Origin of the sequence: Paenibacillus sp. JNUCC32, assembly GCF_014863545.1 — a bacterium.
In the GTDB taxonomy this organism is placed as follows: Bacteria; Bacillota; Bacilli; order Paenibacillales; family Paenibacillaceae; genus Paenibacillus_AQ; species Paenibacillus_AQ lautus_A.
The window spans coordinates 5,847,358-5,871,254 of the sequence record NZ_CP062260.1; the positions used below are offsets into that span (position 1 = coordinate 5,847,358).

A 23,897-nucleotide genomic window follows, 5' to 3' on the forward strand; every position below is an offset into this window, starting at 1 on the left:
GCTGTCGCTGCATCATCTCCTATCTATTCTATGCAGCTGCAGATGATAGGTTTGGATGCTAGCCTCTTAATTTCCCCTTCACCAGCGTATGAAGCAACGTGGCAGCAATGCCGCAGATGCTGCCGACGACCGTACCGGTCACGATGCTGCTGATGAAGGCGAAGGTTCTGGTCAAAAAGCTGTTGGCTGCTGCAGGGAGGTCGGCCAGATTGCCCCCTAGAGCCGGCGGCGTTTCGAAGGCCATATTCCATAACAGCTGATGCGTAATGCCAAGAAAGAGCCCATAGACGGCTCCGATGGCCATTAAGGGCAGAAAAGGATATTGAACGTGATGCCGCTTGCCGAGTACATAGAGTATCCAGACGATCGGGGGAATGAAGACAAGCAGCCGATTGATGATCCCGTGGGGATCGACCCATTGCAAATCGTGGGCAATGACTCGGGGAACGCCGAGCAATGCCAGCAGTATGATTGAGAGCATCGGCAAGCCGTTGTTATTTCTTCTTTGTATGTTCATCTCGCAATTTACCTCCGTAACCTTGAATTTAGATTCCCGATGTTAGCCGAGATGGTTTTAGTTTACCGAAGGCATGTTGTGAACTTATGACGAGGGTATACGCAATCCGTGAAATTACGCCGCTTCGGCTTGAAACTTGGAATATACAGGATCAAGGGGCGGGCTTGTTCTACGAATGAAACCGCGTCAGGACTGCATTTTCATAATGATGACATGATCCATTTAAAATTTGTCAACAATATTCTTGACGAAACCCGCTTTTCCTTTCGTTGAGCCTTTTGCCGGGCTGACTTAACATAGAGGTGTCAGATGAAAGCAACACTACAACATTCAGCTTTATTTTCAAATATGACTAGGAGGTCAGTACGATGTCCAACGAGACAAATACAAACGCTTCCAAAGGCATTCGCGTAAGGGTTCAGCAGCTCGGCCGGCTCCTTAGCGGCATGGTGATGCCGAATATCGGTGCGTTTATTGCTTGGGGCCTGATTACGGCGCTGTTCATCCCGACCGGCTGGTTCCCGAACGAGAAGTTGGGAGCTCTGGTTGACCCGATGATCAAGTATCTGCTTCCGCTCTTGATCGGTTATACGGGCGGACAGATGATCCACGGCAAACGCGGTGCGGTTATCGGTGCGGTTGCCACGGTCGGCGTTATCGTCGGAGCAAGTATTCCGATGTTCCTTGGCGCCATGATTGTCGGCCCTCTGGCTGCTTGGGTATTAAAGCAGTTCGACAAGCTGATCGACGGCAAAATCAAATCCGGCTTCGAGATGCTGGTGAACAACTTCTCGCTGGGTATTATCGGCGGTGCGCTGACGCTGCTGGCCTACACCGGAATTGGTCCCCTTGTGCAGGGCATTACCAAAGTTCTTTCAGCCGGCGTTGACGTACTGGTCGATGCCAACCTTCTGCCGCTGGTCAACATTATCATTGAACCGGCGAAGGTATTATTCCTCAACAATGCGATTAACCACGGGATTTTCAGTCCTCTCGCTACAGAGGAATCGGCTCGGATCGGTCAATCCGTCCTGTATATGCTGGAATCCAATCCGGGACCCGGGCTGGGCATTCTTCTCGCCTTTTGGTTCTTTGGACGCGGTTCTGCCAGATCCTCTGCTCCGGGGGCGGTTGTGATTCACTTCCTGGGCGGTATCCATGAGATCTACTTCCCGTATATTTTGATGAAGCCGGTCCTCATCCTGGCCGCTATTGCGGGTGGCGTGGCCGGAACCTTCACCTTCCAGATTCTTGGAGCGGGACTCGTGGGACCTGCGTCGCCAGGCAGTATCCTTGCTTATTTCGCCATGGCGCCTAAGGGCGGCCTGGTTCCGGTGCTGGCCGGTGTCCTTGCTGCGACGGTCGTTTCCTTCGTGATTGCGGCACTGCTGCTCAAAACGGGTAAACAAACAGAGGAAGAGCCGAATTTGGAAGAAGCATCCGCCAAGATGAAAGAAATGAAAACCGGCGGCATGAACGACCAAGTTGCCCCAGCTTCTGCGGCTGTGGCCAATCTGGACAAAGACAACGTGAACAAAATCGTGTTCGCTTGCGATGCCGGCATGGGCTCCAGCGCGATGGGCGCCTCGGTATTGCGTAAGAAACTTCAGCAGGCAGGCGTCAACATTACCGTTGTGAATTCGGCGGTAAGCGAAATACCGGATGATGCGGATATCGTCATTACCCAGAAGACTCTCACCGAGCGGGCCATCGCCAAGAATCCGAATGCCGAGCATATCTCGATCGACAACTTCCTGAAGAGTCCGAGATATGACGAGCTGGTGGAACGACTCAAAGACTAACATAAGCTTGAACCATATGACACGCTGGCGTAATCACGCCGGCGTTGTCTCCATTTCATGAAGAAGGGAGCCATGGATCTGGGACACATTACTGCCCGCCAGCGACAAATCCTTCTGCTCCTCATGAGCAGGACCGATGGCATGACGGCTGCAGAAATAGCCGCTGACGTTGGGGTCAGCGTCAGGACGGTTCACCGGGAAATGGAGGAGATCGAGAAAGACCTACAAGGTACGGGCGTTGTGCTTCTCAAAAAGTCGGGAACGGGCATCCGGCTGGAAGAAGAGAAGCCCGAAGGGATGTCCCTGCTGCGACGATCCCTGCTTGCGGGGAAGCCGGCCGATTATTCCGTGGAAGAACGCAAAATCCTCATGCTGTGCGCTTTGCTTGAGGCGGATGAGCCCGTCAAATTGTTTGCTTTGGCCCATAGTTTGAAGGTAACCGTCCCGACGGTGAGCAATGATCTGGATGAGCTGGAGCCGTGGATGAAGCGGTTTAACCTGAAGCTCATACGGCGCCGGGGCTACGGCATCGAGATCGACGGCGCGGAAGGGGTAAGGCGAAGGGCGATTGGCAGGCTCGCCGAGGAATATCTGGATTATTCCGATCTTGTCGGTGACGGATACAGCGACACGCGGGAGCCGGTGACGGCCCGGCTGCTGTCCATGATCGATAAACCGGCTCTGCTGGATGTAGAGAAAACCTTGTGGGATATGAATTGGGATTGGACGGAGGATCTTAGCGAAAGTGCCTACACTTCCACGCTGATCGCGTTATCGGTTTCCGTAAACAGGATCAAGCGGGGACGGGACATGGAAGCTGCCGATATTGCGAGCTACCCTCCTTCCTCTGTTTCCGTCGAGGAGGCGCGGGATTTTGTTGGTCGCCTCGGCGAGAAACTGGAAATGAATTTCCGCGAATCAGAATTGATCTATATCGCCCAATTGTTTGAGGCGGCAAAGAACATGTCCGAGGTCAGCGAGCTGGTTCATGCGGACGTCGAAATGGTGGAGATCGCCCATCGCCTGATTGAACGGGTTCAGGGGCGCACCGGCATTCCGTTCCAGGAGGACCGCACGCTGCGGGCAGGTCTGGTGGAGCACATCGGGGCTGCACTGAATCGGATTCGGGAAGGGACCCGGATCCGAAATCCGCTGCTCAGTCCGATTCGGAAGGATTATGAGGAATTGTTCGGGATCGTCCGGCGCTCGGTCGACGAGCTGAAGCTGGATTTAAGCATCCCGGATGAAGAAATCGGGTTTCTGGTTATGCATTTTGGAGCATCGAGCGAACGGCTGAACCAGCCGGAACACCATCTGAAGGCCATCCTGGTATGCTCCAGCGGTCTCAGCTCCTCCAGGCTTCTCGGGACAAGGCTGAATAAGGAGATGCCGCAGATCGAGGTGCTCGGCAACGTATCGTGGTATGAAGCGGCTCGGATCCCGAAGGAGCAATACGATCTCATCATATCGACCATTGATCTGCCGCTGCCGAAGGATCGATATGTAAGACTAAGCCCGCTGCTGACGGCGGATGATAAAGAGGCGCTGCTTCGATTCATCCAGAGCACATCCTTCGAGCCGGCCAGCAGCAGGGCTGCCGTCAGCCGAATCGAGGAAGATCGTAAAGCTGCATCTTTCGAGCGGCTCCGCATGCAGGCCGCCCTGATGAACGAAATCGTATCGCTTCTGGACGGCTTCCATGTCTACCATCTGGATAATCTTCAGAATGATTTGCAGGGAACTTTGAACGAGGCCTTGGCCAAGGTATATGAGCAAGGGGCTCTCCGTGATGCGGAGATGGTGAAGGAGCGCCTGCTTGAACGCGAACGGATGGGTACCCAGCTTATTCCCGACACGACGCTGGCTTTATTCCATACGCGAAGCCGCTATATCACCTGGCCTTCGCTGTCCCTGTTCAGGCTGGCGCATCGAGCGCCGCTTGAGGATGGGGCCCAGGCGGGCGTCATTCTGCTGATGCTGGCACCGAAGCAGCTTCCGAAGGAAAGCCTGGAGGTGCTCAGCGAAATCAGCGCCATGCTGCTTCGCTCCGAGCTGATCGAGCTGATGGAGCGGGGCGGCGAGGAAGAGATTCGATCCTATTTGGCGGAAGAGCTTCAGCATTTTTTCAATCACAGACCATAGAAAGAGGGAGACTAACATGAATAACATACTGTCCAAAGATAAAGTCGTACTGAACGCAAAGGCTGACAGCAAGAGTGAAGCCATTCGCATGGCGGGGAACCTTCTGGTACAGGCAGGCCATGTATCGGCCGATTACGTGGATAAAATGCTGGAACGCGAAGAAATTGCGTCCACTTATATGGGCGGAGGACTTGCAATTCCCCATGGCACCAAAGAAGCGAAAGGCATGGTCATCTCCACGGGATTGTCGATCGTCCGCTTTCCGGAAGGCGTGGATTTCGGCGGAGACGAGCCGGCGTTCATCGTCATTGGCATCGCGGCTGCCGGCGGCGACCATATGGAGATTCTGACGAATGTGGCCATGATTTTCACGGATGACGAGAGCATCGAGAAGGTCATGAACGCTTCCAGCGAAGAGGAGATTCTGGCCATCTTCGAGGGAGGAATGGGCGCATGAAGGCAGTCCATTTCGGCGCGGGCAACATCGGACGCGGTTTTATAGGGCTCTTGTTGTCACAGGCCGGTTATGAGGTTTGTTTTGTCGACGTAAACGAAGAGCTGGTTTCAGAGCTGAAGGCGCGCGGGGAATATCCCGTAACCCTGGCCAGCGAAGGGCAGGAGACCACGGTGGTCAAAGGCATCACCGCTCTCAATAGCGCCTCGGAACCGGAAGCTGCCGCGCGCGCGGTAGCGGAAGCGGATCTCGTCACGACGGCGGTCGGCGTCAACATCTTGAAATTTATCGCCGGCACCATTGCCGAGGGGCTGAAGCTTCGGCTGCAAACGAACTCGGCATCGCCGCTTCATATTATTGCATGCGAGAACGCCATCGGCGGCAGCTCGCAGCTGAAAGAGCATGTCTATGGGAAGCTTGATGACGAGACGAAGCGTAAGGCTGATCGGCTCGTGGCTTTCCCGGATGCAGCCGTAGACCGGATCGTGCCGCTGCAGCAGCATGAGGACCGTCTGAAGGTCGTGGTGGAGCCGTTCTATGAGTGGGCTGTGGATCGCTCGCAGATGTTTGAGGATTATGTCCCCGTTGAAGGCATTCACTACGTGGACCGCCTGGAGCCGTACATTGAACGCAAGCTGTTCACGGTGAATACCGGACACTGCTCGGCTGCGTATGTAGGCTTTCTGAAAGGCTATGAAACGATCCAGGACGCCATGAAGGACGAGGCGGTGGCAGGCCATGTCCGCGCGGTGCTCGAAGAAACGGGAGCTGCGCTCATACACAAGCACGGCTTCGGTCCTTCCGAGCACCAAGCATATATTGACACCATCCTGGAGCGGTTCCGCAATCCCGCGCTGACCGACGAGGTGTCGCGCGTTGGCCGCTCCCCGATCCGGAAGCTGTCCCCGGGCGACCGCCTGGTCTCGCCGGCCATGCTGGCTTTCGAGAGCGGACTGGCGTATAAGAGCCTGGCGAAGTCCATGGCGGCAGCCCTGTTGTTCGATGTTCCGGAAGATCCGGAAAGCGTGGAGCTCCAAGCCTCCGTTCGGGATATCGGCGTAAGCGACACGGCTTCCCAATATACCGGCATTGCCGGAGAGCATCCCATCATGGGTGAGGTAATGGAGCAGTATGAGGCCTTGAAGGCCGAGCTCGAAGCGAATGCATAATCATTGGAAATATAATGATGAGCCCCTGATCCTCTTCGCGGAGATATCAGGGGCTTTATGCATAGCGGAGAGTTCCTCATGCTTCAGGATGTTGTGCGCTTTGTTGGCGCTTATCGTTGGAAACCATCATAAGGAACTAAATTCCAAATATTCCATCCATAATATTTCAGAAAATTTTCGCTAATTTTCGAAATAAAGAGTACACTAGAAGTAAGAATCTACAAATTGGATGTGATGAGCATGGCAGAAGAATTGATCTTGACCCAGGAGGGCTATGACAAACTCCAGGAGGAACTTGACGATCTCAAGTATGTAAAACGCAAAGAATTAGCGGAACGGATCAAGCTCGCGATCAGCTATGGTGACTTGAAGGAGAACAGCGAGTACCACTCAGCCAAGAACGACCAGGCATTTATGGAAACGCGCATCATCATCCTGGAAAAAACGCTTAACAGCGCCCGGATCGTCGACGCTAAGGATGTAAGCTCGACCACGGTCAACGTCGGTTCGAACGTCGTTCTGAACGACATCGAATTTGGCGAGAAGCTTGAATATCAGGTGGTAGGCCCCGCAGAAGCCGACGTATCCAATAACAAAGTTTCCTATGAAAGCCCGCTCGGCAAAGCGCTGATGGGCAAAGCGGTAGGCGACCAGGTCCATGTGGAAGCGCCCATGGGCATCGTGAAATACGAATTGTTGGAGATCAAGGCGCTGTAATCGCCGATGGATCAACGAATATATAGATGCAAAAGGCGTAACCGGGTGCTACATGTCCGGTTACGCCTTTCTTATGCTCGTCCCGGTTAAGGGATCGGCTTTTCATGCCTGTTGGAGCCCTTTAAGCATTAGCCGTCACGGCCTTGCGCTCATACATATAGCAGGCTGCTCCCAGAATGAAGGCGAGCGCTACCAATCCGGCGCCCACCCAAGGCAGGGCCGTTAAGCTTAGATGCGTAATGACCAATCCCCCGATAAAAGCGCCCGCCGCATTTCCGAGGTTGCCCGCGGAATGGGTTGCTGTGGAGGCCAGTGCAGGAGCGGATTGGGCCAGACTCATCACGCGCACCTGCATTCCCGGCATAACGGCGAAAGAGGCGGCCCCCCACAGCACGATGGTCAGCACAGCCGTGACCGGGTGATGGATGGTCACCGTGAGGATGGTCAGAATGACGGCCGTCGCAAAGTAAACGCCCAGGATGGAGGGCAGCAGTTTCCAGTCCGCCAGCCTGCCGCCTACGATGTTGCCTACGGTCACGCCGATACCGAACAGGATCAGAATCCAGGTGACGCTGGGTTCCGCAAAGCCCGTGATCTCAATCAGCAGGGGCGCGATATAGGTGAAGACGGCGAACAGGCCGGCATTGCCAAGCGCGCCGATCAGCAGGAAGAGAAGAAGCTGGGGTCTAATGATGGCCGTGATCTGCTGAACGATGCTTGTCGCTTGCTCCTGCCGTATCTTCGGTATGAAGATCAGGATGCCGATCAATGCCAACACGCCCATGACGGCAATCGCGCCGAATGAAGCGCGCCAGCCCATCGTTTGGCCGATGAAGGTACCGATCGGAACCCCGATGATATTGGCTATCGTTAATCCCGCCATCATGATGGACACCGCTCCGGCACGCTTGTCCGGCCGCACCAGATTGGATGCGATGACAGCGCCCACGCCGAAGAAGGTCCCGTGGGTCAGCGCGGTCAGCATCCGGGCGCCCATCAGAACGGCATAGTTCGGAGCGAAGACCGAGATGCCGTTGCCCAGGATGAACAGGCCCATGAGCAGCAGTAACAGCTTTTTCTGCGGAATTTGGTTAGTAAGGACGGTCAGAATAGGGGCTCCTACGGCTACCCCGAGGGCATACATCGTAATCAGCTGCCCGGCAGACGCGATGCTGACATTCAGATCATCGGCTACATTGGGGAGGATCCCCATAATGACAAACTCCGTCATGCCAATGGCAAATGCACCCACGGTGAGAGAGAGTATAGAGATGGGAAAGGGTTCTTTGCCGCTTTTTTCCCCAGTGGCATGTTGCGAAATATCCATGGTGTTCAAGTCAACCTTTCTGCTCTGTATGTTAAAGATATAATCCCAATCTCCATTATCGGTTTTATAGAGGGACTGTTACATATTATTTAACGTAGCGGGAGGATAATCAAGAACTTTATTTTTCGTAAAACAGGGGCATCCTGTTAAGGTAGACTCTTCCCTGAACAGGAGCTTGTCCGTCATGTAAGAGCTTAAGAGCGCCATTGCAGGCGCTCTTCCCATAAGCAGGCGCTATAGAGGTGCCTGTGGGAGCGGATAGACCCATTCCTTTTGATATAAGAACATCAGAAACAGGTGAACGACTCGATACTTCTTAAGTCGAGCCCTGAATATACCCACATCCATCCCGTCCAGCGGAAGCCGGCCACCGAGGTGCGGCCCACAAAAGTCGGGTAAAACCAGAAGCCGGGTCCACGTGTGGGCCAAATATAGGTATTTCTGAACAAACAGCCCCTGATCGCTCCAGGATCAACTGCGAAGGTACTGGCCATAGGCTGTTGGGGGACAGATGTTGGAGGCGGGGATGAGGGCCCTTGCATCGGTCCCTGGGGTCCTTGCGGCGGCATAAATGCCATGAGGATTCACTCCTTAATCGGGTTTTTAGGTTTGGAAGTGCTCGGGAGACTTGCCGAACTACAATGTAAAGCTCTTCTTCTAGATGTAAAGCAAGGTGATGACAAGCAATTCGAAGAGGACAAGTGGCAGGATTACATTGTTATAGTAACTGGGACCGAAGCCGCGCTGGTTTCCGTATCCGGGCATGCTCAAATACAGAATCCCTTTCTCGCAATGCATAATAGTGCCTTCAAAGACATCGCCGTCAAGCGTTTCGACGCGAACCAGCTGATTCGCATGCTGCTTGCATAGATGGTGGATATGATCGCGAACCGATTTGATGTTGTGCTTCATGCTGGGTTCAGCTTGATATAAGGTTTGTTCCTGGTGTCCGGGATATTGAATGCTCATATGGAAAAGACCCCCATCGTGAATTAGTCATACATAATCCCATCCTATGCAAATGCCCAGAGAAGGGTGTTAAGGGTCTGTTGAATTTCCCGCATGGGCAAATGAGCCGATCAGTGATACGATTTAGGTCAATACATTGAATAGAGGAAGTGAACGTTAGCCATGATCGATATAACCATCCCCAAGCCGGACGTCACCATAACCAAGCAGGATGCTCCGGAACTGAGCCATATTTACGGATTTACGGATTTCCACCTGATTCCGAGAGACCGGGGCGGGATTTTCATGTTCTACAACAGCGAGGGAGAGATTCTGTTCGTTGGCAAAGCTAGAAAGCTGAGACCGCGGATCAAGAAGCATTTTGAAGATAGCGTCTCCCCGATCAAGGAGCATCGGAATGAAGTGACGAGCATCGAGGTTTGCGTCATTGAAGACGCGGTGCATAGAGAGATATATGAAACCTATATCATTAATGAATTCAAGGCCAAATACAATGTGGACAAGGTGTTCTTTCGATAAGGAATACGAACGGTAAAGCGAAGAGGGGCAATAAGCGAGGTCAGGTAAGGAGCCGCGTTTGTTGCTTTTTTTGCGCTGTAATAAAAATAAATTGAAAAAACATCTAAATATTCCTTTACAGGAATATTCCCTTTGTGGTATATTGAAAACAAGAAAAACGGCAGCAAAAAAAGAAGCCGAAAAAAGAGGTGATGATGGTGACGGGAACAGAGAGAGTTGACAATCGCCGTAAACGCCATAACAGCGGGTCTGTACCGGTCATCACGACAAGATGGAACTGACAACATTTAACGCATTAGCCGAACCAAGCCGTTTTCGTATCGTGAATCTCCTGCAGAAGGGGCCGCTTACGGTAGGGGAAATCGCCGAACGTCTCGACATTCGGCAGCCTCAAGCCTCGAAGCATTTGAAGGTACTGCTGGATGCCGGACTGGTCGAGGTAAGGGCGGATGCGAACCGACGGAATTACATGCTGCGGTCAGAGCCGTTTCAGGAATTGGACCGTTGGCTCGATAATTACCGCCGCATATGGAACGAACGGTATGACAACTTGGATGATTACTTGGAGAAGCTGCAATCGGATATGAAGAAACAGGAGTAAACACCATCTAATTCGAGGAGGAATATATAATGACAAGCAAAATGATTACACGGGTAGAAGGTCAAGTGATCGTACTGGAGCGCGTATTTAATGCACCAAGGGATCTGGTATTCAAGGTGCTTACCGATGGAGAGCATCTGAAGCAGTGGTGGGGGCCTCGCGGATGGGACATTACGGTATCCGACATGGATTTCCGTCCTGGCGGCCAATGGCATTACTGCATGAAGTGCATGGATCAGAATCAAGGGGATTTCTACGGCATGGAATCCTGGGGCAAATCGGTCTACCAGGAAATTGAGGAGCCGGAGAAAATCGTCTACATCGACTATTTCTCGGATGCGGAAGGCAATATTGCGGAGGGCATGCCCGCAACCACGGTGACGATGACGTTTGAGGAAGTGGATGGAAAGACCAAGCTGGTCAATCGAGGTGTATATGAATCCGCTGAAGCGCTCCAATCGGTATTGGATATGGGAATGGAAGAAGGCATTACCCAAACCTGGGATCGCTTGGAGGAATACCTGGCATCGAAACAATAAGCCCATTTCAAATGCATCGTTAAAAGGTAAAATGAATGGCCGGAATCCGTATGGATCCCGGCCATTTTTGGATTCCATATGCATCGAATCCACCGATTTCACGTTATCAGTTAACTTGTAACTTGAAAATTCCGAACCAAAAGTTCAATATAAAGATAATTGCAAGATGATTAACGATATGGACTGCCCTAAGCGGGAAGCATCGATAACCTTTGCCTGCGGTTCTGACCGCGGCAAAGGATAATAGGAGGAAAACATAATGGAAATTGGGGTTAGCTCGTTCGTGGAGACGTGGCCGGATGTGAAGACCGGCGAAGTGATGAGCCATGCGCAGCGGCTGCGCGAGGTGGTTGAGGAAATCGTCCTGGCCGATCAGGTGGGATTGGATGTGTATGGCGTAGGGGAGCATCACCGCAAGGATTATGCGGCGTCTTCGCCTGCGGTCGTTCTTGCCGCGGCTGCGTCGCAGACGAAGTGGATTCGGCTGACCAGCGCGGTGACGGTGCTGTCTTCCGCGGACCCGGTACGGGTCTTTCAGGATTTTGCTACCTTGGACGCGATTTCGAACGGACGCGCGGAGATTATGGCCGGCAGGGGTTCGTTCATCGAATCGTTCCCGTTATTCGGCTATGATCTGAGTCATTATGACGAGTTGTTCGAGGAGAAGCTGGAGCTGCTGCTCAAAATCCGCGAGTCGGAAAAAGTCACCTGGCAGGGCGAGCATCGTCCGGCGATCCATAACTTAGGCGTCTATCCTCGTCCGGTTCAGAACCCGCTGCCGGTGTGGATCGGAAGCGGAGGCAATTCGGAATCGGTCGTGCGGGCAGGCCTGCTCGGCCTCCCGCTGGTGCTGGCGATTATCGGCGGCAGTCCCCTGCAGTTTGCGCCGCTGGTCAAGCTGTATAAAGAAGCGGCAGCTCATGCCGGGCATGATGTGTCGAAGCTGCCGATCGGCTCGCATTCCCACGGATTCATTGCGGAAGAAACCGAGCTGGCCGCGGACAAGTTCTTCCCTTCGACCCAAGCCAGCATGAACGTGCTGGGACGGGAGCGGGGCTGGGGGTACTATGACCGGGCAAGATTCGATGCGGCCCGCAGCTTCGAAGGTGCGCTGTATGTAGGGGACCCTGAGACGGTCGCCGAGAAGATCATTCACCTGCGCAAGCATGTGGGCATCACCCGCTTTATGCTGCATGTGCCTGTGGGAACGATGCCTCACGACGAAGTCATGAGAGCCATCGAACTGCTGGGAACCGAAGTCGCCCCTCGGGTCCGGAAGGAAATCGACCGCTGGGAAGCGGCTGGCGAGCCTGCGGAGTAAGCAGAATTACTTTTTGACGATATGAAATGAAGACGCATGTAACTTTTTCCGGCACGAGTTCGTCTATGACATAAACAGGCGGGGCGGTGTACATCTTGCGGGTGGCCAGATATTTTGTGTTGTGGTTCGTCTTTATGTTTCTGTTTACCGGAGCTGTCGTAGGCTTGGAGTATATCGAAGGATACAAGATCACGACGACGGAATATTTCGGCCTTCGTAATGCGGGTTTTGTTCTGATGATCATTCCGATTCTCATATCCTCGCTACTATACCCGGTGATCGTGCTCCCTTTATCGTGGCTCATGGGCATGATTCGATGGGTCAGAGCTTCACTCATCCTGTATGCCCTGCTGTATGCCGTGATTTGGGCTGCGGTCGGGACAGTGCTGTTCTACGAAAGCTATGATGATCGATTCATACAGGAATATGAACTTCATGTCAGCACCGCAGTCATTCTGTTTGGTGTAATCGGCTTGATCTACGGCGGGATCGAGCGGAAGGTTCTGCGTAATCATCCGGCCGGCTCGGTTAAGGTTCAAGAAAAGACCATGGGAAGCCATTAGGGCATCCGATGGTCTTTTGATTAAAAATATACTTATTCGTCGCTCCTGAACTGCATCTCGACGGACTCGCTTGCCGGCGGCAGATCCATGCCTTGTTCCCAGATCAGAACCCGGTCATCCGGCGTCCCCAAATAGAGGGCCTTGATCTGAACGCCGTCGCCAAAGCTCTTCTCGTAGGCATTTCGTTCTTCAATATCGTTCGTATAGTACATATTGGACAGTCCCATATCCGCGAATTTTTTAGATTTGATGATGGGACGCTTGGGTGTCACATAGAAGTTTCCTTCCTCATCCGTATCGTAGCTGGCTTGGTTAACATTATAGCCGTCGGTCATCTTCACGTGATAAGCAATGCGCCCATCCTTCAGCTGGCTGATATCGGATACCTGCATCACGCGGGTCGGCACGCTTGTAATGTTCCATTCGAACAGACCCGCATATGCCAGGAACAAGAGACCGACTGCTAAGCAGCTGATCAATAGACCTTTGGTAAACGAGATCCATTTGGTGCGCGACAACTGGGCCGCAACTTGCCTCAATCCGGCTCCTTCATCCTTGTTTTGCTCCATCGTTTGGGTGGGCAGCGATATTGGGGAGCTCATATGGCTCAGCACCTCCCGGCAAGCCGGGCAATCCGCCAGATGCTCTTCTACCAAGGTTTTGGTGTCTGCGCTGCACACATCATCATGGTACAAAGGCAGCAAATCCTGAATAATCTCGCACGATATTCGGCTCACGATTGATTCCCCTCCTTGTACAGGCTTTGGATTTTTTGCTTGGCTCGAAAGAAGGTGACTCTTGCCCAGCTCTCGGTTTTTCCAAACAGCCGGCTGATTTCGCCAAAAGACAATTCCCCGAACACTCGCAGCGTAAACACCTCTTTATACGGCTCGTCCATCCGGTGCAGGATTTGATGGATGCGAAAAGCCTCAGCCCTTTCCACGGTTTGCCATGCGATATCCTGACCGCTGCCGTGGTCGATCTGCGGGGCCGGCTCATACCGCTTTTGTTTATCAAGATAGGAGAAGTATGTATGTTTAGCGATTTGGCATAGCCACACGCTCAGCTTGCATGTGCCTTGAAACGAATCGATATGCTTCAGCGCTTTGAAAAACGTCTCCTGCGTGAGTTCTTCCGCAACATGCTCGTCTCTGCTGAGCGACAGCAGAAACCGATACACGTCTTGAAAGTGTTGATGGTAGATCTGGTGCAAATCCGTCACCTGTTCACCTCCTTGCCTATATGACCGGGTCATGGCCGATTCGTTACAATAATCCGCGAAAAAAGTTTCGGCCGGGCGATCTACTCATAGCGGATGCCGTTCGAGGCCGTCTCCATCGCGTTCCAGTCCAGAATGCGGAGAGTCTGTCCGTTTCGTTCCAGGATCCCCCTTTGGGCGAAGGCATGCATTACCCTATTCAAGTGTCGGTGCGTGGTGCCAAGCAAGGTGGAGGTAAAGCGGGCGTTCGTCATTTCATGCTGCCTAAATAATCAAACGACAGCCCGATGAACAGGCATTCGATAAGGGCTTCAATCTGGGATTGGACAGGAACGTCTCGAACAATGCTGCATCATGAAGTCGTTTCATGGGTTTCTTTTGCGCTCCCTTCTCAACTGGACAATTGTCCTTCTCATTATACGATCAACTGCTATGATAAGAGCAATGAGAAGATACAGAAGGAAATGGACATGAAATTCGTATGATAAATGGATTTTACTTAGGGTGGGGGCATTCCTCATCCTTTTTTGCTTAGGCCGGAATTAACAAAAAATGTTTAATATTCCGCGATCGTACACAGGAAATCCATGATTCTCGTGTAATTATTTATATTAACTCGCGAGTAGGTTCGACCGATAAATTAATTATTCCATGATCGATAAGGAGGTAATGGTGTTGAAGAAAAAACGGCTGTATTTTGCGGCAGCAATGTTGCTCACCTTGAGTTTAGCGATCGCACCCGTCACGCAAGCGGCAGGCATCACGATGCAAGTCAACGGGATAACCAAGCCTGTGGATGTTGCCCCGGTTATGGTTAAAGGCAAAGTGCTGGTGCCCATTAAGCATGTAACCGAAATATTGGGCCTGTCCATTCGGTGGGATGCTTCTGCCAAGAAGATCACAGCCGTTCGAGGCGATGTCTCTGCCGAGCTGGTTCTGGGCAGTGATGTGGCTACGGTGAGAAACGACACTATCGTCACAAAAGTGAAGCTGGACCAGCCTGCCAGACTGTTGGATAACAGGGTGATGGTTCCGCTTCGTTTTTTGGCGGAAGTGTTTGGGGCTAAGGTGCAGTGGAACCAACAAAAGCAGCTGGTTAGCATTGCGTATGGCAGTGGCGGGGGAACTCAGGAGCAGGGGCAGCCGGGTTCGGCAGGCCCGCAGGGTCCAAAAGGCGACCCAGGCGAAATGGGCCCGCAGGGTCCACAGGGGCCTCAAGGGCCCCAAGGTCCGCAAGGTCCGTCCGGGTCTTCAGGATCTTCGGGCTCCCAAGGCCCAGCTGGCCCAGCCGGGCCTAAGGGCGATCCAGGCCCCGCGGGAGCCCCGGGTCCGAAAGGCGATAAGGGGGATCAAGGCGAACAAGGCCCGGCAGGTCCGCAGGGTGAAAAGGGGGATCAAGGCGATCCTGGACCTCAGGGAATCCAGGGCGATAAGGGCGACCTCGGCCCGGTAGGACCGCAAGGTCCGCAAGGGATACAAGGAGTTCCGGGACCCCAAGGTCCCGCAGGTCCAGCGGGGCCTGTTGGACCTGCGGGAGGGAGTTCTACAGGAACTTATGCATATGCAGGGAATACGTCGGGGAGCGTTATGGCAGTGATTCTTGGCGGAACCCCTGTTGCGCTGCCAGACAATCCGAGAGTGGCAGGAATCGCAATAAGTGGAGCTTCATCGTCTTTTACGGTTCATGAAACAGGGACTTACTATATTTCTTACACGATTAATTTAACGTCAGATTTGCTTATGGGCTCAAGGATTACTCGAAATGGTATCCCAATTATGCAGAGTGACGAAGTTCCAATTAAGTCAAAGTCGCATTTTCACGCCCAATTTATAGAACAATTGATTGCAGGCGATGCGCTTAATCTTCAATTGTATGGTGTTATAGGTGCTGCTACCCTTGCACAAGGCAACGGCGCTTCCTTAACGATCATCAAATTAGCCGATTAAAAATCGGGTCCAGCCAACTGTAGGCTGGGCTCTATTTTTATTTGAGTGGATGGTTGTATGTCAGAAGGATAATCCGTTACCTTCGAGAATATCATGTGGCATAGGCGTGAGGGAAACGGGAAGGTGTTGATGTAGGGGTGTCGACATACGAGTATTATAAAGAGATTTTCGCGGAGATTCCGAAGCCGTTCGCCTTGGTGGATCTGGACATGCTGGACGACAATGCCGAGGCGATTGCACAAGCGGCTGGGGGTAAGAAAGTGCGGCTGGCCAGCAAGTCCATCCGCTCCGTGGACGTGTTGAACCGTCTCCTTCGTTCGAACCCGATCTTTCAAGGAATCATGTGTTATACGGCAGCGGAGGCCGTATTTCTGGCGGAACAGGGCTTTGACGATCTGCTGCTGGGATATCCGCAGTGGCAGCCGGAAGCCATTCGCTCCATCGTGAATCTGGTCGGCGAAGGTCGCAGCATTACCTTCATGGTGGACAGCGTGGAGCATGTCGAGCACATCGAACAGTTCGCCAAACAACAGCGGACCGTGATTCCATTATGCATCGATGTGGATATGTCGGTCCAATATCCAGGTCTGCACTTCGGTGTATGGCGATCGCCCGTCCATTCGTGGGAGGGCATGTACCCGATAGTGGAGCAGATTATCCGCTCTCCATGGCTCCACCTGGACGGCATCATGGGGTACGAGGCGCAGGTAGCAGGCGTTGGGGATAACGCAAACGGTAAGCATATGAAGAATATCATGGTCCGGTGGCTGAAAAGCAGCTCCATCGTTGAAGCGGCCAAGCGGAGGAAAGAAGCCGTGGAGCGGCTTGCCGCCATGGACCTTCGGCTCCGCTTCGTGAATGCAGGGGGAACCGGAAGTTTGGACAGCTCCCGGGAGGAAGCTTGGGTAACCGAAATTACGGCCGGCTCAGGCTTCTATGCGCCGGGTCTGTTCGATCATTATGCCTCGTTCCGTTATAAGCCGGCAGCGGCCTATGCCGTAGAGGTGGTTCGCATCCCGAAGGCAGGGATCGTGACCTGCATGGGAGGAGGCTACACGGCATCGGGTACGGCAGACAAGGATAAGCTGGCGAAGCCTTACTTGCCTTCGGGATTGAAGCTGTTCCCGCTTGAAGGGGCCGGGGAAGTGCAGACGCCGCTGCGTCTGCCTGCCCATGTGGAGCTTGGCCTGGGAGACCCGGTGTTCTTCCGCCATGCGAAGGCCGGCGAGCTGTGCGAACGGTTCAAGGTGCTGTATGCGGTCTCGCAAGGCCGTATCGTAGGCGAATATGCAACCTATCGCGGAATGGGGGAGTGTTTTCTATGAAGCAGGTCCAGTGGTCGAATTGGTCGGGATCGGTACGAGCCAATCCAAGAACGGTGTTGTATCCTGCCTCCATAGCGGAAGTCGAAAAAGCGGTCCGGATGTGCCGGCAGGAGGGCAGGCGACTGCGAGTGGTCGGTTCAGGGCACTCTTTTACCCCCATTGCGGCATCCGAGGACTGCCTGATCTCCTTGGACAGGATGCAGGGCCTGGTCCATGTCGACGCCGAAGCCCGAACCGCCACCGTGTGGGCAGGGACGAAGCTGAAGCTGTTGGGCGAGCTGTTGTTTCGGCAGGGGCTGGCACAGGAGAACCTGGGGGATATTGATGTTCAGTCCATTGCCGGCGCCATTAGTACAGGGACGCATGGTACGGGCCGGGCCTTCGGGAATATATCCACGCAGGTTGTCGGAATGACGGTGGTCACCGGTACGGGCGAGGTGCTGGAGTGCAGCGGGGAGTCGCACCCCGATTGGTTCAAGGCGCTGCAGGTATCCTTAGGTACGCTCGGCATTATCGTGCAAGTGACGTTGAGGCTTGAGCCGGCTTACAAAATCGAATATGAAAGCCGGAGAATACCGCTCGGCGAATGCTTGAAACAGCAGGCGCGATTGGCGGAGGAGAACCGTCACTTCGAGTTTTATTGGTTTCCTTACGCAGAGCCGTGCCAGATCAAGCTGATGAACAAGACGGACCAAGAGGTGAGGGAGCATCGGATCAAGGATTATATCAGCGACGTGTTGGTGGAGAACACCTTCTTTGGTCTGATCTCGGAGCTGTGCCGCAAGCTGCCCAAAGCAAGCCCGCATGTGAGCCGTCTCTCGGCGTCGCAGGTTCCGCTGGGTCGCAAAGTGAATTACAGTCACCGGTTATTCGCGACCCGGCGGCTCGTTCGTTTCAACGAAATGGAGTATAACATTCCCGCGGAGTCGATGAACGCGGTCATTGAAGAGATGCGTGAAGAAATGTCGCGAAACAAGTACCATGTGCATTTCCCCGTAGAATGCCGTTATGCCAAGGGCGATGATATTTGGTTAAGCCCCGCCTACGACCGGGATTCCGCCTATATTGCGATCCATATGTACAAAGGCATGCCGTATGAAGATTACTTCAGTGCGATGGAGCACATCTTCCTGCGGTACGGCGGCAGGCCGCATTGGGGAAAAATGCATCATCTCGAAGCTGCTCAATTGAAGGAGCTGTATCCCATGTGGGAAGCATTCCGCGCGGTTCGGCAAGAGCTGGACCCGGACGGTATCCTGCTGAGCGATTATACGGGCAGACTGCTTGATGTATCCGGGCCGATTTCCGATTCGTTCAGTGATATTGGATAGAATTCACAACAGATTTGATACCCAATTGAAATTGCCGCATAGATCGCATACCTGGTTCGAATCGCCCTTGAGATGGCAGCACCACCTTCCATCGCCCCAGGGCGATTTTTTTGTCCACCGCTACTTGTAATAAGCGGCAGAAACGTGAATAGAGCCATTCCTAAACAGGGAGAATAAGCGTCGGTATGCCGTCCGCATCAGTTCGAACTTGGATTTGGAAATCCATTCCGGATGGACAAGCAGAAGGATCTTCTTTATAATCAATAAATAGTTACCCAAGGTAACTAATTTGAACGGAGGTCTCGAATGGACGCCCACAGACACTTTTTTCATAAATACTTTACGTTGTATCGCCCTTTCGTCAATGAGCTTAATCGTAAGCTCGAAGACTACAACCTGTATTATGCCCAGTGGTCCATCATGTACTATCTGGATTTTTATCAGTCGATGACTTTGGTGGAGCTGTCCAGAATGCTGTACGTGGAGAAGCCCACCGTCACCCGAACCGTCAACGCGCTGATCAAGCTGGACTATGTGGAGCAAATCCCGGTGCGGGATAAACGGGAGAAGCGCATTCAGCTATCCAAGGCCGGAGCTGACGTCTTCCTGCAAATTCGCAAGATATTTGACCAATATGAACAGGAGATTATGGAAGGCGTTTCTGAAGAGGATCAAAGGGCGGTCATCCGCGTGATGGAGACGGTCAGGGACAACATTATTAGAAAAGGTGATTAACTTGGAGCAAGCAGACTCGCGAGAACGATTGTGGAGCAAGGACTTTTTGATTGTGTTCGGCGTCAATTTCCTGCTCTTTTTATGTTTTTACTTATTAGTGGTGATCATGTCCTCATATGCAAAGAATGAGTTTCACGCATCGACGGGAATGGCTGGCCTGGCTTCCAGCATTTTTGTCGTCGGCGCATTGATTGGACGGTTGGTCGGAGGCAGCATCATAGAGCGGGTCGGCCGCAAAAAACTGCTGTTTACCGGTCTGATCGCCTTCAGCGTTCTCATCGGTTTGTACTTCGTCGTAAACAGCTTGAGCGTGCTGCTCGTTGTCCGTTTCTTTCACGGTATCGCCTTCGCCCTTGCCTCAACGGCAACAGGCACGATTGCGGCCAGCCTGATTCCGAATTCGAGAAGAGGCGAGGGTACAGGCTACTATGGCGTGAGCATTATTATCGCTTCGGCAATTGGCCCTTTTATCGGCCTGATGATTAACGAGCATGCTTCGATGATGGCAAACTTTACGCTGTGCGCCGCACTAGGGGTGCTTTCGCTGCTGGCGGCTTTCTTTATGAACATACCGAAACTGAAACTGACCGCGGAGCAGAAGAAGGATCTGCAAGGGTTGAAGCTATCCAACTTTATTGAGCCGAAGGCGGTGCCGATTTCGCTGGTCAGCTTTGTCATGGGGTTCGGGTATTCCAGCATTTTAACGTACCTGATGATTTTTGCCGGGCAGATCAGTCTGGCCCAAGTGGCAAGTTATTTCTTTATTGTCTATGCGATTGTGGTCATTCTGTCGAGACCGTTCACGGGTCGCTGGTTTGACCAGAGAGGGGCCAATGTGGTGATGTACCCGGCCATTCTATCGTTTGCGATCGGGATGGTTCTGCTCAGCCAAGCCCATCAGGGCCTGACCTTGCTGCTCTCGGCCGTATTCGTCGGTCTGGGCTACGGCACGTCGCAGTCCAGTGCTCAGGCCCTGGCCATTAAGCGTTCGCCGGCGCACCGGATCGGGCTTGCGACATCGACCTTTTATATTTTCGTGGACGTGGGCATCGGGTTTGGCCCCTTTATACTCGGCTTCCTGACGCCGCTTGTCGGTTTCCGGGGCATGTATATCGCGATGGCGGTCCTGCTAGCCGCGGGAATCGTCCTCTATCATATCCTGGTTGGGAAAAAAGAAAACGACGGGAACGACGGACATGCGATCGTGCATTCATCAACGATTTAAACCAATGAAAGACTGCCTTCAAGGCAGTCTTTTTTACTTGGGGACGAGCCGAGAAAGAATGATTTTAATCATTTTTTGCGAATCACAGGGCTTCATCCTATAGTAAAATTAGTCATGATTTGTGATGCTGCCCATTACAGGGCGCATGAAGGAGTGAATGACCCATGGCGCATGCAAATGATGTATTAATGAATCAGCTGTTAGCGAACGCGAACGATCCCAGCTGGCACGTCCCGTTCCAGCAATCCGTGGAGGAACTGACGGAGGACGAAGCGTTTTGGACGCCGGCCAATGGCAGCCACAGCATTGCAGAGATCATACAGCATCTGTTGTATTGGAACGAAACGTGGCAGACGCGGTACCGCGAATCGCAAGTCGATGCCATACCTTCGATTGGAGACAACCATAATAGCTTCATGATTCCGGATAACGCGACTTTTGCCGAGTTAAGGGACCGGCTGCTTGAGGTTTTGCTTCAATGGCAGGAGCTGTTGTCGGCGGCCAAGCTTGAGCAGGAAGTGAACGGATTCCCAGTACCGGCCAAGTGGTGGGAATTGGTGAGTAATGCGGCCACGCACAATGCTTATCATATCGGTCAAATCGTGTATATCCGGAAGCTGCAGAAGAACTGCAGCCCGTTGGAATGGTAACCGCGTTTTTTTCACGCCTGCGCACGAAAAAATGCATGGATGGTACCCGAATCATCCCTGGGCCCAACCATGCACCTCGTTTACAACGCTTCTTTAATTACCCGTTTATAGAACATGACCGACAACAAACCGAATATGGAGTACAGCGCCGTATACAGGAGCATTACCATAACCATCGGCAGCCACAGCTCGGTTCCGAAGAAGAACCAGCCGGATTTCACGGCAAAGTAACTGTGGGACAAGCCGACGACCAGCGGTATGCCGAAGTTGAACAGCTGCTTGATCTGAATCCCCGTAAGCAGGTTCCCTTGAGTGAATCCCAGTTTTCGAAGGATCGTGTAATTCGGCTTCTCCTCTTCGCCTTCGTCCATCTGCTTAAAGTACAGGATACATCCTGAAGTAATCAGGAAGGTGAGTCCCAGGAATCCCACAATAAACATCATCAAGCCCATATTGCTCTTCTGATTGAAGATCATTTCCGCCTGAGAGAGGTTCCCTGTTCGCTCGCTAATGCCGAGATCTTTAAAAATTTGATTCGCCTGATCCATGGCGATCGGATCCACGATATCGATGCCGTGATAGACATTGGTTTTCTTCTGGATCTTCGGATCCAGATCCTGAACCAGCTGATCGAATACGGTCTGGTCCACAATCGCCGTCGGTAGCCCGCCGCTTGCATAATAATAGGATACATAGGCTTCCTTGTCCAAACCGATCAGCTTCTGCTTAAAGCTTTGTTTAGGGCTTATGAGCTCAATTTCCCCTGTGGTCTGAATCGCCATGAATTGCTGGATCGCGTCACTGTATCCCGTGAACAGCGTCTCACCGGGGGAAACATCCTTGCCCTTCACGCTGGCATCACTGATTACCGGGATGATCATGGAACTGGAATCCACTTGCCCAGATACCTCCAGGCTGGCCCCGATAATATCGGATAGGTCCGCATTCACCTGGATTACGTCCCGTTCGGTCTTCTTAAATTCGATATCTTCATCTGTAAGTGCCTGGGTAAATGCGGCGAGATCCTTCTGATCCCCTACCGCAAAATGATTGGGCACGCTCTGCTCGGCCGATTTCTCGGCGGAATAGTACGAAATATAACTAAGAGACAGCAGTCCGATCGCGAGTGCGGACACGGTCGTGATGATCGTTAACAGCAGCGCGTTCGATTTCATGCGGAACATGATGGAGGACAGGGACAGCACATTATTCAGGGACAAGTAACCGCCCTTGCTCTTCCGAATCGCGTTGAATATAAAGCTGACCGACCCTTTATAGAACAGATAAGTCCCGATGATCACCGCCCCTAGGATCAGGATCATGGCCATGAACAGCTCGTTCATGGTGGTGAAATCTCCGCTGAACAGCTTGGTCGACACATAGTAGCCAAGAAGTATGAGTCCGATCCCGAGCAGGCCGAACAGCATTTCGGCGAAGGACATTTTCTTGATTTGGTTCTCGGTCGTCGATACCGCGCGGAAAAGGGAGAGAATGCTCTGCCTTTTGATGAACGTATAATTCATGATCATGATCAGCACATAGATGACGGCAAACACAATCACGGTCTGGATGAGCGCCTCGGTCGAGAAGGAGAGGGCTGCTTCGGTGTCTACGCCGGTCACCTTGAACAGGATCATCAGAATTAAGCGCGAAGCCGCGAAGCCGGCAAAGATGCCGATGACCATGGAGCCGAAGTACAGAATCAGGTTCTCCGCACTGAGGATCCGGAAGATCTTGCCCTTGGTCAGTCCGATGAGCTGAAACAGTCCGATTTCCTTGCTGCGCCGTTTGATGAAAATCGTGTTGGCATACAGCAGGAAGATCGCCACGATGGCCACGAGCAGCACGGAGGCGGCTCCAAGCGCAGCAGCTCCCTTAATGGAGCCTTTCGCTTCATCCATTGCGGGATCATATTGCAGCGTGACAAACGCGAAGTACAGACCCACGCTGAAGATCAGCGCAAATACATACAGATAATAGTTCTTGATATTCTTCTTCAAATTCCGGTAGATCAGATAATTAATGTTCATTCTGAACACCGCCTAGCACGCCTTGAGTCTTGATGATGTCGTTGAAGAAGGCCTGCCGGGATTGCTCACCCTTGTTCAGCTGGGTGTAGATCTGTCCGTCCTTAATGAAGACTACCCGGGTGCAATAGCTGGCCGCTACGGGGTCATGGGTAACCATGATGATCGTGGAGTCGATCTTCTGATTTAATTCGCTCAGCTTGTTCAACAGATCGGATGCGGACTTCGAGTCCAGCGCTCCCGTCGGCTCATCCGCAAAAATAATGCTCGGATCGTGGATGAACGCGCGGGCCGCGGAGGTCCGCTGCTTCTGTCCCCCGGAGATTTGGTTCGGATATTTATCCTTGAGTTCGTAGATGCCAAGCTCGGTCGCGATTTTTTGGAATTTCTGATCGGCTTCTTTTTTGGAAACCTTCTTAATGGAGAGCGGCAGCAGGACGTTTTCTTTGACGGTCAGCGTATCCAGCAGGTTATACTCTTGGAAAATAAACCCGAGATGATGCTTGCGGAACTCGGCCAGCTCCTTCTCCTTGAGGCCCGTAAACTCTTTGCCCTCGATTTTGATGCTGCCGAGGCTCACTTTGTCGATCGAGGAGAGCACGTTCAGCAGCGTGGTTTTCCCGGAGCCCGAAGCGCCCATGATGCTGACGAACTCGCCTTTGTCCACGCGGATGTCGATGCCCTTCAGCACTTCCTGTTTATTGAATTTGTTGCCGTAGCTTTTATGAATTTGGTTTGCTTCAAGAATTGCCAATTTCACTCACTCCTTTGTTATCTGTCCTTATCATAAAGGAGTCG

General features: G+C 52.7%; 25 protein-coding genes. 17 read left to right on the top strand and 8 right to left on the bottom strand.

Annotation, left to right across the window (positions count from 1 at the left end; translation table 11 throughout):
- Window positions 1-58: 58 nt before the first annotated feature.
- Entirely contained in the window at window positions 59-517 is a 459-nt protein-coding gene (locus JNUCC32_RS25835) for a hypothetical protein (protein WP_192570236.1), read from the bottom strand.
- 368 nt (window positions 518-885) lie between these two features.
- On the opposite strand from JNUCC32_RS25835, the gene JNUCC32_RS25840 reads away from it, so the two are divergent.
- The 5 genes from JNUCC32_RS25840 to greA all read left to right on the top strand — a co-directional run bounded on the left by JNUCC32_RS25840 (window position 886) and on the right by greA (window position 6,801).
- Entirely contained in the window at window positions 886-2,319 is a 1,434-nt protein-coding gene (locus JNUCC32_RS25840) for a PTS mannitol transporter subunit IIBC (RefSeq protein ID WP_015738000.1), read from the top strand.
- A 72-nt stretch (window positions 2,320-2,391) separates the two neighbouring features.
- On the top strand, window positions 2,392-4,461 hold the full coding sequence (locus tag JNUCC32_RS25845; protein ID WP_192570237.1) for a BglG family transcription antiterminator: 2,070 nt from the start codon (window positions 2,392-2,394) through the stop codon (window positions 4,459-4,461).
- 16 nt (window positions 4,462-4,477) lie between these two features.
- Complete coding sequence (locus JNUCC32_RS25850; RefSeq protein ID WP_009591149.1) at window positions 4,478-4,918, top strand: PTS mannitol transporter subunit IIA; 441 nt, start codon at window positions 4,478-4,480, stop codon at window positions 4,916-4,918.
- Entirely contained in the window at window positions 4,915-6,084 is a 1,170-nt protein-coding gene (locus tag JNUCC32_RS25855; protein WP_192570238.1) for a mannitol-1-phosphate 5-dehydrogenase, read from the top strand. The genes JNUCC32_RS25850 and JNUCC32_RS25855 overlap by 4 nt, the downstream gene beginning before the upstream one ends.
- 240 nt (window positions 6,085-6,324) lie before the next feature.
- On the top strand, window positions 6,325-6,801 hold the full coding sequence (greA, locus tag JNUCC32_RS25860) for a transcription elongation factor GreA (RefSeq protein ID WP_015737997.1): 477 nt from the start codon (window positions 6,325-6,327) through the stop codon (window positions 6,799-6,801).
- A gap of 121 nt (window positions 6,802-6,922) precedes the next feature.
- On the opposite strand, the gene JNUCC32_RS25865 is transcribed toward greA, so the two are convergent.
- Complete coding sequence (locus JNUCC32_RS25865; RefSeq protein WP_192570239.1) at window positions 6,923-8,128, bottom strand: MFS transporter; 1,206 nt, start codon at window positions 8,126-8,128, stop codon at window positions 6,923-6,925.
- Window positions 8,129-8,785: 657 nt separating this feature from the next.
- Complete coding sequence (locus tag JNUCC32_RS25870) at window positions 8,786-9,097, bottom strand: hypothetical protein (RefSeq protein WP_096775663.1); 312 nt, start codon at window positions 9,095-9,097, stop codon at window positions 8,786-8,788.
- A 162-nt stretch (window positions 9,098-9,259) separates the two neighbouring features.
- Here JNUCC32_RS25870 and JNUCC32_RS25875 point away from each other — a divergent pair, with 162 nt between their 5' ends.
- The 6 genes from JNUCC32_RS25875 (at window position 9,260) to JNUCC32_RS25900 (ending at window position 12,640) form a co-directional block, all read left to right on the top strand.
- A complete protein-coding gene (locus JNUCC32_RS25875) occupies window positions 9,260-9,616 on the top strand; it encodes a nucleotide excision repair endonuclease (protein ID WP_192570240.1) in 357 nt (118 codons plus the stop codon).
- A 61-nt stretch (window positions 9,617-9,677) separates the two neighbouring features.
- Complete coding sequence (locus JNUCC32_RS25880; RefSeq protein ID WP_176502497.1) at window positions 9,678-9,836, top strand: hypothetical protein; 159 nt, start codon at window positions 9,678-9,680, stop codon at window positions 9,834-9,836.
- Window positions 9,837-9,887: 51 nt separating this feature from the next.
- The gene (locus JNUCC32_RS25885) at window positions 9,888-10,217 is read left to right on the top strand and encodes an ArsR/SmtB family transcription factor (protein ID WP_015737993.1); all 330 of its coding nucleotides are present in this window, start codon (window positions 9,888-9,890) and stop codon (window positions 10,215-10,217) included.
- A 29-nt stretch (window positions 10,218-10,246) separates the two neighbouring features.
- Window positions 10,247-10,756: an SRPBCC domain-containing protein gene (locus JNUCC32_RS25890; RefSeq protein ID WP_192570241.1), complete on the top strand. Its 510-nt coding sequence runs from the start codon at window positions 10,247-10,249 to the stop codon at window positions 10,754-10,756.
- A gap of 259 nt (window positions 10,757-11,015) precedes the next feature.
- Complete coding sequence (locus JNUCC32_RS25895) at window positions 11,016-12,077, top strand: LLM class flavin-dependent oxidoreductase (protein WP_015737991.1); 1,062 nt, start codon at window positions 11,016-11,018, stop codon at window positions 12,075-12,077.
- 101 nt (window positions 12,078-12,178) lie between these two features.
- Window positions 12,179-12,640, top strand: a complete 462-nt coding sequence (locus JNUCC32_RS25900) for an LTA synthase family protein (RefSeq protein WP_228469024.1) — start codon at window positions 12,179-12,181, stop codon at window positions 12,638-12,640.
- 32 nt (window positions 12,641-12,672) lie between these two features.
- On the opposite strand, the gene JNUCC32_RS25905 is transcribed toward JNUCC32_RS25900, so the two are convergent.
- The 3 genes from JNUCC32_RS25905 to JNUCC32_RS25915 all read right to left on the bottom strand — a co-directional run bounded on the left by JNUCC32_RS25905 (window position 12,673) and on the right by JNUCC32_RS25915 (window position 14,113).
- The gene (locus JNUCC32_RS25905; RefSeq protein WP_192570243.1) at window positions 12,673-13,377 is read right to left on the bottom strand and encodes a zf-HC2 domain-containing protein; all 705 of its coding nucleotides are present in this window, start codon (window positions 13,375-13,377) and stop codon (window positions 12,673-12,675) included.
- On the bottom strand, window positions 13,374-13,862 hold the full coding sequence (locus tag JNUCC32_RS25910; RefSeq protein WP_096775667.1) for an RNA polymerase sigma factor: 489 nt from the start codon (window positions 13,860-13,862) through the stop codon (window positions 13,374-13,376). Before JNUCC32_RS25910 ends, JNUCC32_RS25905 begins: the two co-directional genes overlap by 4 nt.
- Window positions 13,863-13,942: 80 nt before the next feature.
- Window positions 13,943-14,113: a helix-turn-helix domain-containing protein gene (locus tag JNUCC32_RS25915; protein ID WP_228468825.1), complete on the bottom strand. Its 171-nt coding sequence runs from the start codon at window positions 14,111-14,113 to the stop codon at window positions 13,943-13,945.
- A 415-nt stretch (window positions 14,114-14,528) separates the two neighbouring features.
- Here JNUCC32_RS25915 and JNUCC32_RS25920 point away from each other — a divergent pair, with 415 nt between their 5' ends.
- The 6 genes from JNUCC32_RS25920 (at window position 14,529) to JNUCC32_RS25945 (ending at window position 21,072) form a co-directional block, all read left to right on the top strand.
- On the top strand, window positions 14,529-15,806 hold the full coding sequence (locus JNUCC32_RS25920; RefSeq protein WP_267132919.1) for a BclA C-terminal domain-containing protein: 1,278 nt from the start codon (window positions 14,529-14,531) through the stop codon (window positions 15,804-15,806).
- A gap of 137 nt (window positions 15,807-15,943) precedes the next feature.
- Complete coding sequence (locus JNUCC32_RS25925) at window positions 15,944-17,131, top strand: amino acid deaminase/aldolase (RefSeq protein WP_192570244.1); 1,188 nt, start codon at window positions 15,944-15,946, stop codon at window positions 17,129-17,131.
- A complete protein-coding gene (locus tag JNUCC32_RS25930) occupies window positions 17,128-18,462 on the top strand; it encodes a D-arabinono-1,4-lactone oxidase (RefSeq protein ID WP_192570245.1) in 1,335 nt (444 codons plus the stop codon). The genes JNUCC32_RS25925 and JNUCC32_RS25930 overlap by 4 nt, the downstream gene beginning before the upstream one ends.
- Window positions 18,463-18,768: 306 nt before the next feature.
- The gene (locus tag JNUCC32_RS25935) at window positions 18,769-19,197 is read left to right on the top strand and encodes a MarR family winged helix-turn-helix transcriptional regulator (RefSeq protein ID WP_192570246.1); all 429 of its coding nucleotides are present in this window, start codon (window positions 18,769-18,771) and stop codon (window positions 19,195-19,197) included.
- On the top strand, window positions 19,190-20,422 hold the full coding sequence (locus tag JNUCC32_RS25940) for an MFS transporter (protein WP_192570247.1): 1,233 nt from the start codon (window positions 19,190-19,192) through the stop codon (window positions 20,420-20,422). Before JNUCC32_RS25935 ends, JNUCC32_RS25940 begins: the two co-directional genes overlap by 8 nt.
- Before the next feature lie 164 nt (window positions 20,423-20,586).
- Entirely contained in the window at window positions 20,587-21,072 is a 486-nt protein-coding gene (locus JNUCC32_RS25945) for a DinB family protein (RefSeq protein WP_192570248.1), read from the top strand.
- Window positions 21,073-21,152: 80 nt separating this feature from the next.
- Here the strand turns inward: JNUCC32_RS25945 and JNUCC32_RS25950 are convergent, their stop codons facing one another.
- Entirely contained in the window at window positions 21,153-23,102 is a 1,950-nt protein-coding gene (locus tag JNUCC32_RS25950; protein ID WP_192570249.1) for an FtsX-like permease family protein, read from the bottom strand.
- Entirely contained in the window at window positions 23,092-23,853 is a 762-nt protein-coding gene (locus tag JNUCC32_RS25955; RefSeq protein WP_113057894.1) for an ABC transporter ATP-binding protein, read from the bottom strand. The genes JNUCC32_RS25950 and JNUCC32_RS25955 overlap by 11 nt, the downstream gene beginning before the upstream one ends.
- Window positions 23,854-23,897 lie beyond the last annotated feature (44 nt).

Coding starts and splice junctions, on each gene's coding strand:
- JNUCC32_RS25895 (WP_015737991.1), top strand. CDS start 11,016: ATGGAAATTGGGGTTAGCTCGTTCGTGGAGACGTGGCCGGATGTGAAG.
- JNUCC32_RS25930 (WP_192570245.1), top strand. CDS start 17,128: ATGAAGCAGGTCCAGTGGTCGAATTGGTCGGGATCGGTACGAGCCAAT.
- JNUCC32_RS25865 (WP_192570239.1), bottom strand. CDS start 8,128: ATGGATATTTCGCAACATGCCACTGGGGAAAAAAGCGGCAAAGAACCC.
- JNUCC32_RS25835 (WP_192570236.1), bottom strand. CDS start 517: ATGAACATACAAAGAAGAAATAACAACGGCTTGCCGATGCTCTCAATC.
- JNUCC32_RS25885 (WP_015737993.1), top strand. CDS start 9,888: ATGGAACTGACAACATTTAACGCATTAGCCGAACCAAGCCGTTTTCGT.
- JNUCC32_RS25945 (WP_192570248.1), top strand. CDS start 20,587: ATGGCGCATGCAAATGATGTATTAATGAATCAGCTGTTAGCGAACGCG.
- JNUCC32_RS25875 (WP_192570240.1), top strand. CDS start 9,260: ATGATCGATATAACCATCCCCAAGCCGGACGTCACCATAACCAAGCAG.
- JNUCC32_RS25850 (WP_009591149.1), top strand. CDS start 4,478: ATGAATAACATACTGTCCAAAGATAAAGTCGTACTGAACGCAAAGGCT.
- JNUCC32_RS25845 (WP_192570237.1), top strand. CDS start 2,392: ATGGATCTGGGACACATTACTGCCCGCCAGCGACAAATCCTTCTGCTC.
- JNUCC32_RS25890 (WP_192570241.1), top strand. CDS start 10,247: ATGACAAGCAAAATGATTACACGGGTAGAAGGTCAAGTGATCGTACTG.
- JNUCC32_RS25855 (WP_192570238.1), top strand. CDS start 4,915: ATGAAGGCAGTCCATTTCGGCGCGGGCAACATCGGACGCGGTTTTATA.
- JNUCC32_RS25920 (WP_267132919.1), top strand. CDS start 14,529: ATGGTGTTGAAGAAAAAACGGCTGTATTTTGCGGCAGCAATGTTGCTC.
- JNUCC32_RS25950 (WP_192570249.1), bottom strand. CDS start 23,102: ATGAACATTAATTATCTGATCTACCGGAATTTGAAGAAGAATATCAAG.
- JNUCC32_RS25870 (WP_096775663.1), bottom strand. CDS start 9,097: ATGAGCATTCAATATCCCGGACACCAGGAACAAACCTTATATCAAGCT.
- JNUCC32_RS25840 (WP_015738000.1), top strand. CDS start 886: ATGTCCAACGAGACAAATACAAACGCTTCCAAAGGCATTCGCGTAAGG.
- JNUCC32_RS25915 (WP_228468825.1), bottom strand. CDS start 14,113: ATGACGAACGCCCGCTTTACCTCCACCTTGCTTGGCACCACGCACCGA.
- greA (WP_015737997.1), top strand. CDS start 6,325: ATGGCAGAAGAATTGATCTTGACCCAGGAGGGCTATGACAAACTCCAG.
- JNUCC32_RS25935 (WP_192570246.1), top strand. CDS start 18,769: ATGGACGCCCACAGACACTTTTTTCATAAATACTTTACGTTGTATCGC.